This window comes from Bradyrhizobium sp. LHD-71 (genome assembly GCF_031157255.1).
In the GTDB taxonomy this organism is placed as follows: domain Bacteria; phylum Pseudomonadota; class Alphaproteobacteria; order Rhizobiales; family Xanthobacteraceae; genus P52-10.
Genome location: NZ_JAVIFX010000004.1, coordinates 254,652 through 269,815 on the forward strand (window position 1 = coordinate 254,652; position 15,164 = coordinate 269,815).

Here is a 15,164-nt window from a genome sequence, read left to right on the forward strand (position 1 = left end):
CCGCCTTCGGTCTGTCCTCACGGGCGCCGACATTGAGGGCGAGGATGGCGCGCCACAGCCGATACTACGCTTTCGCAGTGGCGCTATGATGTTGGCGCCTGTTCTTTTTTCGAACGGTCAAGTCTCCGACGTCGCTGCGGTCCGTTGAGGGTCGTATGTCTTTACCTCCTGCGCAGGCTCGTCGCCGCTTCCGGCGCAAAATGAACCGGGATGACGATGAGAATCCGACGCGTCCTGTTGGCAGTCTTCGGCCTGGCCGTCGTTGTCTTTGCCGCTTACGCCCTCAATCGCGGCGTGCTCATTGGCTCCGAAATACACCGCGGTTCGACCTCCCTCCAGGATAGAGCCACGGCCTATCTTTGGCGGAAGCATTGCCGCTATCTGCGCTTCACAGGCATCAATGACGATGCATCGCTGACCGGGCAGGAGCGGGAAGAACTCGACAACTATCGCTGCCGCTTCTTCGATCGCTGAAAAGGGTGACGCGGACAGAACCGGCGAGAATTATAGGCGCCTGCTCGCGCTGAAGAACAAATATGATCCCACGAATTTCTTTAGTCGAACCAGAACATCAGGCCGACGCCGGAAACGACGCGCGAACGCGTCGTTTGATCGTGGATTCTGATCTCACTTTCGAGGCGGCAGGCCAGTGCTGCCCGATCGCGTCACGCGCCCCATCCACCGTCGACGCGTAGATCGCTGCCAGTGACAAACGAAGCGGCGGGCGATGAGAGAAACAGCGCGGCCTGCGCAACCTCGTTCGCATCGCCGGCACGCTTGAAGGGAATCTTCGCGACCATCCTGCCGATGGCCGCGTCTCGCACCTGTTCCGGGAAGCCGAATTTGCCGAAAAAGGGCGTCGCGGTCGGCCCGGGGCTGATCGCATTGATGCGGACGTCACGCTCTGCAAGTTCGACGGCAAGCGCACGCACAAGCGCGCTCAGAGCGCCCTTGCTCGCCGAAGCGATCGCGAAGTTGGCAACTCCTTTTTGTCCGACGACTGATGAGTTGACGAGCACCGACGCGCCGGGGCGCAAAAGCGGGAGCACCGCTTTGAGCATGAACACCACGCCCTTCACATTCACGTCCATGTGCAGGTCGTAAAAGGCTTCGTCGACGGCCTGGAAGGGAATGAAGCGCCCGACACCTGCGTTGAGAAATGCAACGTCAAGGCCACCGGTCGTCGCCTGGATCTTGGCTGCTACATTCTCGGCATCGGAAATCGATCGCGCATCGGCGCGCAGAATCTCCACCTCCGCAGGGAGTTCGGTACGCGCAGCGGCAAGCGTATCTGCGTTTTGGCCCGTGACAAAGACACGCGCGCCTTCAGCGTGAAACAGACGCGCGGTCGCAAGGCCAATCCCGGTCGTTCCACCCGTGATGAGAGCGATTTTTCCTCGAAGAACGGACATGTCGAAAGCTCCTTCGCAGTAATGGCTGGTATCTTGTGGGCGATGCCATGGTCACGGAAACGCATTGTCTCGTTCGATCTTCCCGATACGGATTCGATACGTTTCGAACCATTTCTCGCGACCCATTTTTTGTACCGCGCGGTGTTTTGCGTTCGCCCCCCACTCGCGCATTGCTTCTTCATTCGTGAAGTACGCAACGATGATGCCCTTGCCGTCCGCGCCGTATACGCTATCCATCGCCAAATATCCGGGCTGCTCACGCACGAGTTGCCACATTTCGACAGACGCGGCCGCGTATCCCTCTGGATCGGTTGGCGTGCGAACCGTAGTGAAGACAACGACCCAATAGGGCGGTGGCGGAGTCTCGGAAATCACCGGCTTGTTCTTCGCAGCCGCAGAGGCTTCAGTGTTTGTCGTCACAGCTTTGCTCCTTTGGGGGGTGGGATCACGGCTTGCCGCCTGAAGCGGCGAGGCTGACGGCACGGCACGCGGGGCGAACCCCGCCAAGGCCACGCGCGAGAGCCATCCCGCCATATCGAGCGCCAGGTGGCATCGGATCGTGGGACGATCAGGCGGCGGCGCAACGATCTGCGATGCCGGCGATGTTCAAGTTCTTGGCTATGAAACCTCTCATGCTCATGCTTTGCGGCGGGATGGGTTTCGCGATGTTCGCTGAGCGCTTGCAGGTCGCCCGCGAACGCGCATATCTGTGCATATGAATTTCATAGGGTCAAGTAGCTATGATAAAGAAAGTGACAAGGGCGACGATTTCTTCTCCTGTAGCGAAGGAGACTGCGTGCCCGGTGGCGCGCGCGCTCAGCATTGTCGGCGATCGCTGGACGGTGCTCGTCTTGCGCGAGTTGACCATGGGCAACCGGCGCTTCGAAGAAATCCAGGCACAGACGGGAGCGACTCCGCAGATGCTTGCAGCGCGTCTGAAAAATCTGGAGACCGACCGCCTAGTCGAGCGGCGTCCGTACAGCACCCGCCCGCTTCGGCACGAGTATTACCTTACGGAGGCTGGACTCGCGTTCTATTCCGTACTGCTGGCGCTGCGATCGTGGGGCGAGACGTGGTTGAAGTCCGATAAGGAGGAGCGCGCGATCAACTACACTCACATTCCGTGCGGACAGGATCCAGGACTAGGCCCCGTGTGCGAGAAGTGCGGAGGGGAGATGCGCCAGGATCAACTCCTGCCGCGATTCAGCGAGGCGTTTGCGAGAGAGCGGGACGCCAGGAAAGCGGCCTTCAAGGCCGCTCGCGTGAAAGATTGAAAACACAGCCGTGGCTTGGGGCAACGCGGCGTAAGTTCCTGGTGCACCCTAACGGCCGGTCGCGATATTTCGTCGTTTCCCGCCGACCGGTTCGGAGGAATGAGTAGCGCGCGTTATAGGCATCGCCATCCACCACCTCACTGCCGGCTCGCCACCACCGGCAGATGAGCGATCGCCCTCAGTCCCGGTCGTTCCCGCCAACGAATCTCTCGCTCGGCGACAGCCAGCTCGAGTTTCGGCCAGCGGGTCAAGAGCGCCTTCAGCGCACATTTGCCTTCGATGCGCGCAAGCTGGTGACCGAGGCAAAAATGGATGCCCGTCCCGAAGGCGAGATGATGATTGGGCGCCCTCGCAAGATCGAGCCGCTCGGGATGCTCGTTTGCTGCCGGATCCATATTGGCCGCCGCCAGCATGACCATGATCTTGTCACCCTTGCGCAGGCGAACACCGCCGAGCTCCATGTCCTTTCGGACAAAGCGCGGTTTGGTGAACTGCACAGGCGAGATGAACCGGAGAAACTCCTCGATCGCGAGGTTAACTCGGCTCCAGTCTTCGATGAGCCAGTCGCGCAGACCAGGATTTCGCGTCAACTCGTAGACCGATCCGCTGATCAGGTGGGTCGTAGTCTCCGAACCCGCACCCAGCAGCAGAAAAACCATCGCCACCATTTCGCGAGGACTGATGCGGCCGCCTTCCTTCTCGACGCGGACGAGCTCGGCGATCAATCCCTCACCACCCTCTCTCCGCACGACCTCAAGACGCTGCTCGAGGTAGCGTTTCATCGCCAGCATGGCCGGAATGAGTCCGAGGAAACCTACGGCGCCGGTCAGTCGCGGGAAGGCGCTCGTCCAGGCAATGAACTTCGCCCTGTCCGCCTGCGGCAAGCCAAGCAGCTCACAGATGACGGACAGCGGCAATCGGCGCGCATATCTCTCAACGACGTCCGCGGGGCTTCCCGCAGCAAACAGTTCGCCGGCGAGTTGGTCGGCAAGGGCAAGAATGTGCGGCTCCATGTCGAGGATGGCCCGCCGTCGAAACGCCTCGTCGACGATGTTTCGCAGCCGCGTGTGGTCGGGCTCATCCATTGTCAACATGTTGTCGGCAACCGTGCGGATCACTCCCGGCATCCACCACCGAAGCCCGGCGATGGCTCCGTCCTTGCGCAAGGTGAAGGTCTCGCTGTCCTTCAGGACGCGGCCGGCCAACTCGTGGGTCGTCGTGATCCAGACCCTGCCGACGATCGGGAACCTGACATCAACGACCGGTCCGGATGCCCTCAGCGTGGCGACGCCCGCGGCGGGATCACGAAAGTACGCTTGGCTGGTGAAATCGATTGTCTCTGTCATGCCGACCCACGCCTCGCTTTCAACCCCTTCGACAAGATGGGGCGCGAGGCGAGAGGCACAATATCGAATATCGCAATCGCGAGCAGTTGCTCATCCCGCTGCGGCGGCCGCGGGTTGCAGACCGTTGGCCTCGTCGGCGCTGATGGTCGGCGCGGATCCCTCCAGAGGTTGTCCGGACGTCTCCCGCATAAGCAGCACGGCAAGCAGTCCAATCAGCGCCGCCAGCATCGCGTAGTAGGCGGGCATGTAATCGTTGCCGGTAGTGCGCACCAACCACTCCGCCACCAGCGGTGCCGTCCCGCCGAACAGCGAGGCCGACACATTGTACGCGATCGACAGTCCACCGTAGCGGATGGCTGTCGGGAACATCGCCGGCAGCGTCGATGGTGTCGTACCGATGAAGAGTGTCTGGCACAGGCCGAGGATCAGGAGCCCTGCCAGAATCGCGACGATGTAACCCTGCTGCAGCAGCCACAGCGCCGGCAAGGACAGAACCAGGTAGCTGACGCAGGCTGCCATGAGCACCGGACGTCGTCCGATCCGGTCGCCCAGCCGCCCTACGAACGGAATCGCCACCAGCATCACCAGCATGGTCAGCAGCGCGAGGAAAAGACTGTGCGTGGTGTCATATCCGAGTGTCTGCGACAGGTAGTTCGGCATGTAGGTCAGCACCAGGTAGTTGGTGACGTTGAGCGCCAACACCACGCCCATGCAGAGCAAGAAGGCCCGCCGGTGCTCGATGACGATCTCGTGCAATCGGCTCCCGCCGGACCGCGCATGCGCCTGTCTGCCCATTTTGGCGAAGGCTGGCGTCTCCGAGAGCCTGAGCCGCAGGTAAAGCCCAATGATCCCGAGTGGACCGGCAATCAGGAACGGCACCCTCCAACCCCATGACTCCATCGCGGCGTCGCCGAGCGCCGCCGTCAGACCAGTGACCAGCGCTGCCCCCGCGACGAATCCGGAGATGGTGCCGACTTCGAGGAATGATGCGAGGAACCCGCGCTGCCGGTCAGGCGCGAACTCCGTGACGAACGTGCAGGCACCGCTGTACTCACCGCCAGTCGAGAAGCCCTGCACCAGGCGGGCGACAGAGAGCAGAATGGGCGCCCAGATGCCGATCGACGCGTAGCTCGGGATCAAGCCGATCGAGAATGTGGCCACCGCCATCATGATGATGGTCGCGGCGAGCACGCCCCGTCGACCGATCCGGTCACCAAGCATTCCGAAGACAAACCCGCCGATCGGGCGGACCAGGAAGGCGATCGAGAATGTAGCCAGGCTGTAGATCAACGATTGATCACCGCTTCCGGGAAAGAAGACCTTGCCGAGAACAACCGCGAGGTAACTGTAGATGCCGAAGTCGAACCACTCCATGGCGTTGCCCATGGCGGTGGCGCGCACCGCGCGCTTGACCTCCTGCTCGTCGACGACGAGCGGCTGGTCGTCTTCCGCAGCCTGTCGGCCGGAGATCAGAGATGCCCGGAGCAATATGTCTCCTTTATCGGCAAAGCAACGATCGCGTCACCGGTCGTCCAAAACGAAAGGTCGACCGCGTTCCCAATCGCCAACGCGCGAAAGTCGGGCAAGTTCGCTGGAGATCTGCTGCTACGTCGCGAAACCGACAGCCTCAAAAAAGTAGAAAGAGAGACGAATTTTCAGGAAGTCGGACAACCCATCGCCCGCCTTGAACGCGGGCACGCGCGACAGGCACGCATGACCATTTCGATCAGATGCGCCACCGAGCCGCGCCGAGAAGCTACGCCACGTCCGCGCCGCCGTGTCAGTCGGCTTCCAGCAGGACGCAATGGCGGGGATCGATCGAGAGGTAGGCCTTTTCCCCCTCACCGCGCGGCGCGGCTGTCGTCTGCCGGATGACCAGTTCGCGGCCGCTCCATTCGACGTGCACCTGCGTCAGGTCGCCGAGGAATACCGAACGTTTGACCCGCACCGGCCAGACGTTCTCGGGCACTGCCGGCGGCTCGGCGCTCAGCCGCAGATGCACGGTGCGCAACGACAGCGTCGGCTGCGGCCCCGGCGATCGGCCATGGCTGACGCCGAGGAGAATATTGCCGCCATCGACCTCGACGGCGATGCGGCCGTCGACCGACCGCTCCGGCATCAAGCGACCGTTGATCAGATTTGCAGAGCCGATGAAATCGGCGACGAACGCGGTGCGGGGAAAATTGTAGATCTCGTTCGGTGTGCCGCTCTGCTCGATGTTTCCGGAGCGCATGACGGCGATCCGGTCGGACATCGCCAGCGCTTCCTCGAGATCGTGCGTGACGTAGAGTGACGTCACCTTGAGTCGGCGCTGCAGCTCGCGCAGCTCGATACGCATTTCGGCGCGCAGCTTGGCGTCAAGGTTGCTGAGCGGCTCGTCGAACAGCAGGACGGACGGCGAGAAGGCGCAGGCGCGCGCCAACGCCACGCGCTGTTGCTGTCCGCCGGAAAGCAATGAGGCGTTGCGGCTGGCGAAGGCACCCATCTTCACCAGATCGAGCGCGTGATGCACCTTTTCCTTCAGGCCGGCGGCGCCTTCGTTGCGTACCCGAAGCCCATAAGCGACGTTGTCGAACACGGTCATATGTGGCCAGATGGCGTAGGACTGGAACACCATCGAAAGGCCGCGCTGCTCGGTCGGCACGTTGATCCGCTTCGCGCCGTCATACATGGTGCGGCCGCCGATGCGAATTGCTCCGCCGCTCGGCCGCTCGAGGCCCGCGACCGCGCGCAGGGTCGAGGTCTTGCCGCAGCCGGACGGCCCCAACAGCGTAAGCTGCTCGCCCTGATTGACGGAGAAGCTGACCCCGCTGACGGCGCTGACGGTGCCGTAGTGGATCGACAGATCCTCGACCTCGATCGCCGGCGCGGTGACGTTGTCCTTCATGCCTTTTCCCCATGCCGTGAGGCCCGCCGCGTCAGCTCCGCAAACAGCAGCGTCGCCAGGCCGATCACGAATGTCTGGATCAGGGCCATGGCCGCGGTCAGCTCCGAGCTGGTCGAGAACCAGGCTTCGGCGATCGCCGGCGTGATCACTTTCGAGTTCGGCCCCATCAGCAGGATCGACGCACCAAGCTCGCGCACGCTCGACACGAAGATCAGCAGCCACGCCGCGAGCAGTCCGGGCTTCAGCAGCGGAACGGTGATGCTGCGCAGCCGATAGCCCCATGACGCCCCACAGACCTGGCCGCACTCGTCGAGGCTCTTGTCGAGCTGCATGATGACGCCGGAGATCGTGCGCACGCCGAGCGGGAGAAACACCGTCAGGTAGGCGATCAGCAGAATCCAGAACGTGCCGTAGATCGGGATCGGAAACACGAGCCAGGCCCACATCATGCCGAAGGCGAAGACCAGGCGCGGCACGGCCTGCGGAAACATGACGATGTACTCGAGCACTCCGCGACCGGGCAGCCGGCTGCGCTGGATCAGCCAGGCGAGCATGCCGGTCAGCAGGACGCCGATCGTCGCGGTGGCAATGCCGAGCGCAACGCTGTTCCACATCGCCGAACGCACGGCATTCAACGACAGCGCCTGTCGGAAATTATCGAGCGTGAAGCTGCCGAAGGACGGAAACGAGAGCGAAAGTTTCTGCAGCGACACGAACACCAGCGTTGCAATCGGCAGCACCACGGAAAGGAAGACATAGAACACGCAGACCGCGAACAGCACCCAACGCAACCGCCCCACATCCATCTGCCGCGGACGGAACGCCTTGCCGCTGATCGTCACATAGCTCCTGCGCGAGGTGATGCGCCGGTACATGAACAGCATCAGGAACATGACGGCGAACAACGACACGCCCATCGCTGCCGCCAGCGGGAAGCGTGGCGGGTACTGCGAGACAAGCTGGTAGATCGCAGTCGTAATGACGTAGAAGCGCGCCGGCGTGCCGAGCACGAGCGCGGCCGAGAACGAGCCCAGCATCTCGGCAAACACGAAGATCGCAGCTCCAAGAACGCCCGGCGCCACGAGCGGCAACGTCACACGCAACATCGTGCGCCAGCGCCCGGCACCGACGATCTGCGAGGCTTCTTCGAGCGACGGGTCCATCGATTTCATGACCGCGCCGATCATGACGAAGGCCACCGAGCCTTCGAACAAGGCCATCACCCAGGCGATACCCATCGGCGACGTGATGTCGATCAGGTGACCTTCCCCGCCGAAGTGACGCCACAACTGATTGATGAAACCACTTTCCGGCGCGCCAAGCAGGCTCCAGGCGAGCGCGCCAAGCAACGGCGTGACATAGTAGGGCGCGACGATGAGCTGCTCGAGCGTGCGCTGATACGGCACGTTGGTCCGCGTCAGAATCCAGGCGGTGACGAAGCCGAACGCCAGCGCCATGATCGTAGCGACGAAGCTTACGACCACCGTATTGAGGATGATCGTCCAGTAGTTCGGCAGGGCGAGGTAATTGTCGAACCCGAAGGCGGTCGGCGGGCGGACATTCGGATCGCTGATGGTAAGAGAGGCCTCGATCAGATAATAGATCGGATACAGGACCAGAGCGGCCACCACGACGATGAGCGTCGCCATGGTGACCGCTTGAAGGGACAGAATCGGACGACGAGGGACCGCCTCGTAGACGATAGCCACGCGCTCAGCCTCACAGCATGCCGAGCATCTTGTTCCATTCGGCATTGAAGGCGTCGCGCGTCGCCATCAATGCAGTCATGTCGGTCGGCGTCAGCAGCTTGTAATTGCTCAGGCGCGTGCCTCCCGGCATCGGCGGCGCATCCTTACGGACCGAACCGTAGTAGAGGTACTTGTCGTTCTGCTGATGCGCCTGGCCGCGCGGCGACATCATCCAGTCGACGAACAAGCGCGCGGCTTGCGGATGCGGCGCCCGGTCGGCGACGCCGTTGAGCAGCGGGCTTGCCGGCAGTCCGTCCTCAGGCGCGACGAAAGCGATCGGCGCGCCCTTCTCCTTGTGCAGCAGATATCCGGCAAATTCGGCCAGCGCGCAGAGCTTGTCGTCACCCTTGGCCAGCCGGTCGAACAGCTGCACACGCGAATCGAAGCCGCGCGGCTTCAGCTTGGCGAACTCCTTCCAGAAGTTGTCGCCGTAGAGCTTGCGAAGCTCGTACCACTGCACGAACTGCATGCCCGAGTTCGACTGCTTGACGTTGACCGCGTTCGCCCAGATCGGCTTCACGATGTCCTTCCAGCCCTTGGGCGCATCCTCCGGCTTAACCTTCTCGGTGTTGTAGGCAATGCCTGCGAAGGTTACGCCGACCCAGAAATAGTCACCGACCGGGTTGCTCAGATGTTCCGGCGCGTAGAAGCTCGCTTGCGGCGAGACGTAGCGCGTGTAGCCGCCGCGCTTCTGGAAATCGAGCGCCGTCGTCGGCTCGGAGAACTGGATAACGTCGACGTTGTACTGTCCGGCCTGGCGTTCGGACAACACCTTGCTGAACAGCGAAGAGTTCTGCAGGCGGAAATACTTGCCTTTGATTTTCGGGAAGTCCTTGCCGAACGCCTCGACAATGCCGGCCGCGGCGGGCTCGCTGTCATGCGTGTAATAAAGGAACTCGCCTTCCTGCTCCGCCTTGGCGATGTCAGCGGCGGTCTCGAAGCCGTGCACTGTGGTTGTCTTGCGCTCCTGGGCCGCGGCCTGGCGAGCGATCGCCGGGATCAGCGGCAGGGTGGCGACGGCAAGGCCGGCCTTGAGAGCCTGGCGTCGTGTCGCGGCCTGGATCTTCGAGGGCTTTGTCTCCATGTGGTTTCGCTCCCGTATTGTTTTGGTGACTCATTCAGCGGTCAGCATCGCTGAACAGACGACGGGCTTGCCTGCTTGCGTTGCGAGGTTCTTCACCGCCGCCAACAACGCTACCTCATCCACACGGGCCTTGGCGACATTTCCTGTCGCAGGTTTTCTGAGGGTGCAAAGATCCGGCGTATTTTGTCAGACGAGCGCTTTCGAATGCGGGTTTCACGAAAGTGGCCCCAGTCGCTCGCTCCAACCGCTTTGAAAGGAAGCGCTGTGCGCTACATTCAGCGGCTCGGGTCAAACGGAGCGCAAGCGGTTATCACCCGCGCCGGTTATCATGCAGGCGCCGCGCTATGCCTGCGCGCCGACGATCCATTGCAGCGAAGCGCCATGCGGATCGGCCCAGGCGACCGGCTTGGCGTTCATCGACAACAGGAAAGCGCCTTCCGGTCCCGTTATCGACGCTGACCGGGCGATCTCCGGGAACACGCCCGGCGCCTCGTTGGCGATCCAGCAACCTCCGAACGACATCGCCTCTGCGGCGAATGCCTGCCTGTCGTCCGGCGAACTCACATACGCCAGCACGGCCGTGTGGAAGATGACGAGCGTCGCATCCTTCGGCGCTTCACGCGCGAGCAGGCGAAGGTCGTTGCGCAGATCGCCTTTCTGCACGCAAGGCTTCGACCGGGCCGCAACCTTGATCGCCGCGCGCAGATTGGCGAGGCGGTCTGTCTGCTCTGGCCAGACCAAGGTCTCGAGCCAACCAGCCTCCGCAGACACCGACACATCCAACGGATTGAGATCCAGGCCGGCACGCCATGCGATCTTCGGCAGGTTGCTCGGCACCGGCGTCGCCTCGTTCACGCGGCAGCGGAAGAGTGGCGCATTCGACTCTCCCGGCCCAAAGACGCCCTGCCCAAAGTCATAGTCGTAGCGATCAGGCAGCAGGCACAAGCCGGCCGATGCCCCGACCTCGATCAGCGCAAGCGGCTGCGGCAGGCGCATCAACAGCGGCAGCAAGGTCGCACAGCGCGCCGGTTCATTCGTCTGGGTCGAGCGCGTCAGCATCACGGAGCGGACAGCATCGGAATTGACCAGGACGGCGTCGCGAAAGCGCACCCAGTCCAGCACGCCGAACAGATGGCGGACGGCCGCGAGCAGCAGGTTGGGCTGCCGCCTGTCGTCCGGAAGCGTCAGCAGAAACGCGAGCACGTCCTCACTTGCGGCAACGCCGCGCGCCAGCTGCTCGTAAAGCGGCGAGCGGCCGCGCGCTTCGGTCTCGGCGAAGCGTTGATAACGAGCCGCGGTTCTTGCCCGCTCTGAGGTCCTGTCCATTGGCTCCTCGGCGTGGCGCCGGCCTTGCCTTCAACCACGTCAAGGACGAAGATAACCTGACATGACAGTGGCGTTCAAACGTCACAAACTCGGTGAATGGTGTGGCATGAGCGAACGCACGCCGCGCCCGACCACATCTGGCTGCGCCGACTCATCTTGAGAGCGGCGCGATCAAGCTCTGATCGCCGGCGCTAGAAATACACCGTCATGCGCAAATGATGATGTTCATCCACGGTGATGACTTCATGTTCGAATGCGACGTGACCGGCATCGGTCAGAAAGCTCGCAAGCCCTCGCGTGGGTTCTTGCGGCTGAGCCGCGTCCCACCAGGCCCGAAAGTCCGGCGAGAGCTCCTTTAGATCGTCCACAAGCGCAAGCATCGCCGGGTCCTGTGGTGCCACAGCCAGGTCGCGGCGAAAGCCTGCCAGCACCCGCGGCGCTTCCTCCCGCCATGCAGGCAAGCGCCGGCGCAAGTCGGGCGCAATGAAGATCAGGCGCAACAGATTCCGGACCGAGGGGTCTTTCGAAGCAAATCCGAAGAGCTGATCTGCCGCAGCGTTCCAGGCAATGACGTCCCACCGCAGATTGGTGACGTAGGCCGGTCGCATCACGAGTTCGTCCATCATCTGCTGTATGCGCGAGGAGACAGACGGCCAATGATACGCTTCCGCCGGCGGCGGACGCTGATGCGCCAACAGAAAGAGATGACAGCACTCGATGTCATCGAGCTTGAGCACTTTGGCGAGCCTGAGGAGAAAGTCCTGCGAAACGCCGATCTCCCGGCCCTGCTCCAGCCAAGTGTACCAGGTGACGCCTACGCCAGCGAGTGCTGCGACCTCTTCGCGCCGCAGGCCGGAGGTCCGGCGCCGGCGGCCGCTCGGCAGGCCGACATCGACAGGCGCCAGCCGCGCTCGATGATGGCGGAGGAACTCTGACAACTCCCTTCGGGTGCGCTCGAGAGACCGGGAGGGCATGATCGTGTTGCCTTTAGTAACAGCATAAGATGCTAAATTGTAACACATAAAGTGTGTTGCCAAAATGCCGTCTGCTTGAAGGAGACGGCATGTCTTACGAATGCGATCGACGCGCCATCGATACCCCGCAGGCTCTCGTCGAGGCTCCCGTCTCGGAGAGGAAGCGGCAAGCGGGGCTGGTTGAATGGGCCGGGCTGATGGTACTTGCGCTGCCGACGGTCCTGCTCGGCCTCGATGTGACCCTGCTCTATCTGGCATTGCCTGCGCTTGCAGCCGATCTGCAGCCGAGCAGCACCCAGGCCTTGTGGATCATGGATGCGTACGGCTTCATGATCTCCGGCTTTCTTATCACCATGGGTACGTTGGGCGACCGCCTCGGACGGCGGCGGCTGCTGATGATCGGCGCCGCGGCTTTCGGCTTCGCTTCAGTGCTGGCCGCCTATTCCACGAGCGCCAACATGCTGATCGGCGCACGAGCGGCGCTGGGTGTCGCTGGCGCCACGCTGATGCCTTCGACGCTCGCGCTGATCAGCAACATGTTCCTCGACGCGCGCGAGCGAGCTTTGGCGATCGGACTGTGGGCCACCATGTTTGCGCTCGGCATGGCGGCAGGGCCGCTGGTCGGCGGCTTCGTTCTGGATCACCTCTGGTGGGGCGCCGCATTTCTTCTGGCGCTTCCGATCGCCGGCATCGTGCTGGTCGCGGCGCCGATGCTGCTGCCGGAGTACCGGGTTCGCGCAGATGGTCGTTTCGACCTCCTGAGCGTGGCGTTGTCGCTCGCGGCGATCCTGCCGATCATCTACTTCGTGAAGGAGAGCGCGAAGACCGGCCTCTCGTCGGCTTCCGCGTCTGCGCTCACGATCGGGATCATCTTTGCGGTGGTTTTCGTCCGGCGCCAGCGCATGCTGTCGAGCCCGCTGCTTGATGTGCGGCTTTTCGCGAATGCGAGCTTCAGCTCGGCTTTGAGCATCCTTTTCGTCGGCCTTATCGGCGTCGGCGGCGCCATGCTGCTGGTTACGCAGTATCTGCAGTTGGTGATGGGCCTGCCGGCGGTCACCGCCGGCATGGCCATGGGCCCTCCTGCCCTCATGATGCTTGTCGCCGGAGTCACCGCACCGTTGCTCGCCCGCCGCATCCGACCAGGCTTCGTCATGGCCGGCTCGTTGGCGTTATCTGCCACAGGCTATCTCCTGCTGGCGCTGCTCCCCTGGGCGGGCGGCCTCGCACTGGTGACGGCCGGCTACGGTCTGGTCTACCTCGGTCTTGGCACCATCGCCGCTCTCGGCACGGATATAGTGGTGGGCGCAGCGCCGCCCGAGAAAGCCGGCTCTGCGTCAGCGATGTCCGAAACGGTGCAGGAACTCGGCATCGCTGTCGGCGTCGCTGTCCTCGGCAGCCTTACCGGCGCGATCTATCGCAGCGAGATTGTCGAACGCATTCCCGCTGAACTGCCAGGGCACATTGCAGGTGCAGTGGAAGACAGCCTCTGGGCGGCTTCGTCCGTTGCAGATCATTTGCCAGCGGGCCTTCTTGACGTCGCCAAGACCTGTTTCACGACCGGAATGAGTGCCGCCGCCGCAGTCGCGACCATCGGGACATCGATCCTCGCTCTTCTTTGTGCCGTCACGTTGCGACGTATTCGTAACGCGGGCTAGTGTCATGGATCAGCAATTCGCACCATCGTTGCCGCGAGTCCATCGTGCGAATTTCTGATCCATAAACGACACTAGAATCATAAACTTGCTAGTGTCCTGATCGAATCCGAAGTTCGCTCTGAGCTCGCTGCAAAGTATACGAACTTCGGATTCGGGACACTAGTCGCCCGCTTCAAAGGAATGAGTGCACGATAGATTCAATCGCTTGCGCCAAATCTCCCACGACGAGAGCGCACAATTAGCAGCGCTCTCGCCTGGTCGGTCGAAAAAATCGTTGGTCGAGATCGAACTTTCGACCGCCTTGTGCGTTAAGCTGTCGTTTCACGCTGAGATGTCTTTGTTTTCGTCTGAAATGTGGCGCGCAATGTCCCACGCACGCCGCGCGGTTGTAATCTCAGTCAGATATTTGTAACCCGTCTCAACTCTGCGCACGTTCCGGAAATTGGAGGGATGACGTTTGCTGACTGACCTGATGACGATCAACAAAAACAAAGCTGTATTCGATAGCATCTACAACGATGCGGATCCTCGCGGATATTTTTCAGTCTTGGGATCGCTTGATTACATGATCCCCGATGTCGCCGAGCCGATCATTCGTCAGGTCCTCGCCACGAGAGCGGCACTGCGTGGAACCAACACTGTGCTTGACGTTGGCTGCTCCTATGGAATCAACGCTGCCACGCATCGTTTTCCGGTCAATTTCGCAAGCCTGCGACAGCGATATGCGCGCCGCGAGATGTTGAGCATCGCGGCAGAGAAGCTGATCGAGCTCGATCGAAACTTCTACAGGAGCTGGCCAGACATCGGCGTCGCCGAATTCATCGGCCTGGATATCTCGGAGCCGGCGATCCGATATGCGAACCAGGCGGGCTTGCACGTCAACGGCGTGGCTGCGGATCTCGAAACCCGTGAGTTGTCGGCCAAGGAAGCCGCAATATTGTCTTCCGCGAATGTGGTGTTGTCGACCGGCGCGATCGGTTACGTGACCGATCGGACCTATCGGAAGCTCCTGAATGTCGTCACCGAAGGCGCGTGGATTGTCTCGTTCGTCCTGAGGATGTTTCCGTACGACGGCTTCATCGAAGCCTTCGCCGAGCGCGGCCTGGTCACAGAGAAGCTGACGAGCACGACATTCGTTCAACGCAGATTCCGGGACTCGGAAGAGTTCGAAAGAAGTCTCGCAGTCTTGAGCGCGCGCGGGATCGATACGGAAGGCTTCGAAGCAGACGGCCTCTTTCAGGCAGAACTGTTTCTGTCTCGTCCCGAAAAGGACGTGCGGGCCGCTCCGCTGGACAAGATGATCACGATCTCCAGCGGACGACACAGGCCCTTCGGCGCGAGATATGTTCACGTCGGACCAAAGGAAGATCGTCGCGTTGTCATCGAAGCGTAGGCGCGGCCAACGCTGACCGTACGGATGCGGACGCAATCCGAAGCGCCGATGTAACCATTCGCATC

At 62.0% G+C, this 15,164-nt stretch carries 14 protein-coding genes; 5 read left to right on the forward strand and 9 right to left on the reverse strand.

The genetic code is table 11. The features are described from left to right. The first annotated feature begins 210 nt into the window (after positions 1 to 210). A complete protein-coding gene (locus RCO31_RS05770; protein WP_308967281.1) occupies positions 211 to 474 on the forward strand; it encodes a hypothetical protein in 264 nt (87 codons plus the stop codon). A gap of 49 nt (positions 475 to 523) precedes the next feature. Then, entirely contained in the window at positions 524 to 625 is a 102-nt protein-coding gene (locus RCO31_RS05775) for a hypothetical protein (RefSeq protein WP_308967407.1), read from the forward strand. A 40-nt stretch (positions 626 to 665) separates the two neighbouring features. Here RCO31_RS05775 and RCO31_RS05780 read toward each other — a convergent pair whose 3' ends face one another. Next, positions 666 to 1,412, reverse strand: a complete 747-nt coding sequence (locus tag RCO31_RS05780) for an SDR family oxidoreductase (RefSeq protein WP_308967282.1) — start codon at positions 1,410 to 1,412, stop codon at positions 666 to 668. A gap of 51 nt (positions 1,413 to 1,463) precedes the next feature. Then, positions 1,464 to 1,946, reverse strand: a complete 483-nt coding sequence (locus tag RCO31_RS05785) for a hypothetical protein (RefSeq protein ID WP_308967283.1) — start codon at positions 1,944 to 1,946, stop codon at positions 1,464 to 1,466. A 269-nt stretch (positions 1,947 to 2,215) separates the two neighbouring features. Between RCO31_RS05785 and RCO31_RS05790 the strand changes: the two genes are divergently transcribed. After that, a complete protein-coding gene (locus tag RCO31_RS05790) occupies positions 2,216 to 2,686 on the forward strand; it encodes a winged helix-turn-helix transcriptional regulator (RefSeq protein WP_374991427.1) in 471 nt (156 codons plus the stop codon). A 137-nt stretch (positions 2,687 to 2,823) separates the two neighbouring features. On the opposite strand, the gene RCO31_RS05795 is transcribed toward RCO31_RS05790, so the two are convergent. The 7 genes from RCO31_RS05795 to RCO31_RS05825 form a co-directional block, all read right to left on the reverse strand. Then, complete coding sequence (locus RCO31_RS05795; RefSeq protein ID WP_308967285.1) at positions 2,824 to 4,032, reverse strand: cytochrome P450; 1,209 nt, start codon at positions 4,030 to 4,032, stop codon at positions 2,824 to 2,826. Positions 4,033 to 4,122: 90 nt separating this feature from the next. Then, positions 4,123 to 5,520 (reverse strand): MFS transporter, encoded by a 1,398-nt coding sequence (locus RCO31_RS05800; protein WP_308967286.1) that lies wholly within the window; start codon positions 5,518 to 5,520, stop codon positions 4,123 to 4,125. A 292-nt stretch (positions 5,521 to 5,812) separates the two neighbouring features. After that, the gene (locus RCO31_RS05805) at positions 5,813 to 6,919 is read right to left on the reverse strand and encodes an ABC transporter ATP-binding protein (protein ID WP_308967287.1); all 1,107 of its coding nucleotides are present in this window, start codon (positions 6,917 to 6,919) and stop codon (positions 5,813 to 5,815) included. Then, positions 6,916 to 8,568, reverse strand: a complete 1,653-nt coding sequence (locus RCO31_RS05810; protein ID WP_308967288.1) for an iron ABC transporter permease — start codon at positions 8,566 to 8,568, stop codon at positions 6,916 to 6,918. Before RCO31_RS05810 ends, RCO31_RS05805 begins: the two co-directional genes overlap by 4 nt. 70 nt (positions 8,569 to 8,638) lie before the next feature. After that, positions 8,639 to 9,751, reverse strand: a complete 1,113-nt coding sequence (locus tag RCO31_RS05815) for an extracellular solute-binding protein (protein ID WP_308967289.1) — start codon at positions 9,749 to 9,751, stop codon at positions 8,639 to 8,641. Positions 9,752 to 10,093: 342 nt separating this feature from the next. Next, positions 10,094 to 11,077, reverse strand: coding sequence for a DUF2332 domain-containing protein (locus tag RCO31_RS05820; protein WP_308967290.1), 984 nt, complete (start codon positions 11,075 to 11,077; stop codon positions 10,094 to 10,096). 191 nt (positions 11,078 to 11,268) lie between these two features. Next, positions 11,269 to 12,051 (reverse strand): helix-turn-helix transcriptional regulator, encoded by a 783-nt coding sequence (locus tag RCO31_RS05825; protein ID WP_308967291.1) that lies wholly within the window; start codon positions 12,049 to 12,051, stop codon positions 11,269 to 11,271. 89 nt (positions 12,052 to 12,140) lie between these two features. Between RCO31_RS05825 and RCO31_RS05830 the strand changes: the two genes are divergently transcribed. Beyond that, positions 12,141 to 13,706, forward strand: coding sequence for an MFS transporter (locus RCO31_RS05830; RefSeq protein WP_308967292.1), 1,566 nt, complete (start codon positions 12,141 to 12,143; stop codon positions 13,704 to 13,706). Positions 13,707 to 14,178: 472 nt separating this feature from the next. Continuing rightward, positions 14,179 to 15,099 carry a class I SAM-dependent methyltransferase gene (locus RCO31_RS05835; RefSeq protein ID WP_308967293.1) on the forward strand — a complete coding sequence of 307 codons (921 nt, stop codon included), beginning with the start codon at positions 14,179 to 14,181 and terminating at the stop codon, positions 15,097 to 15,099. The last annotated feature ends 65 nt before the right edge of the window (positions 15,100 to 15,164 follow it).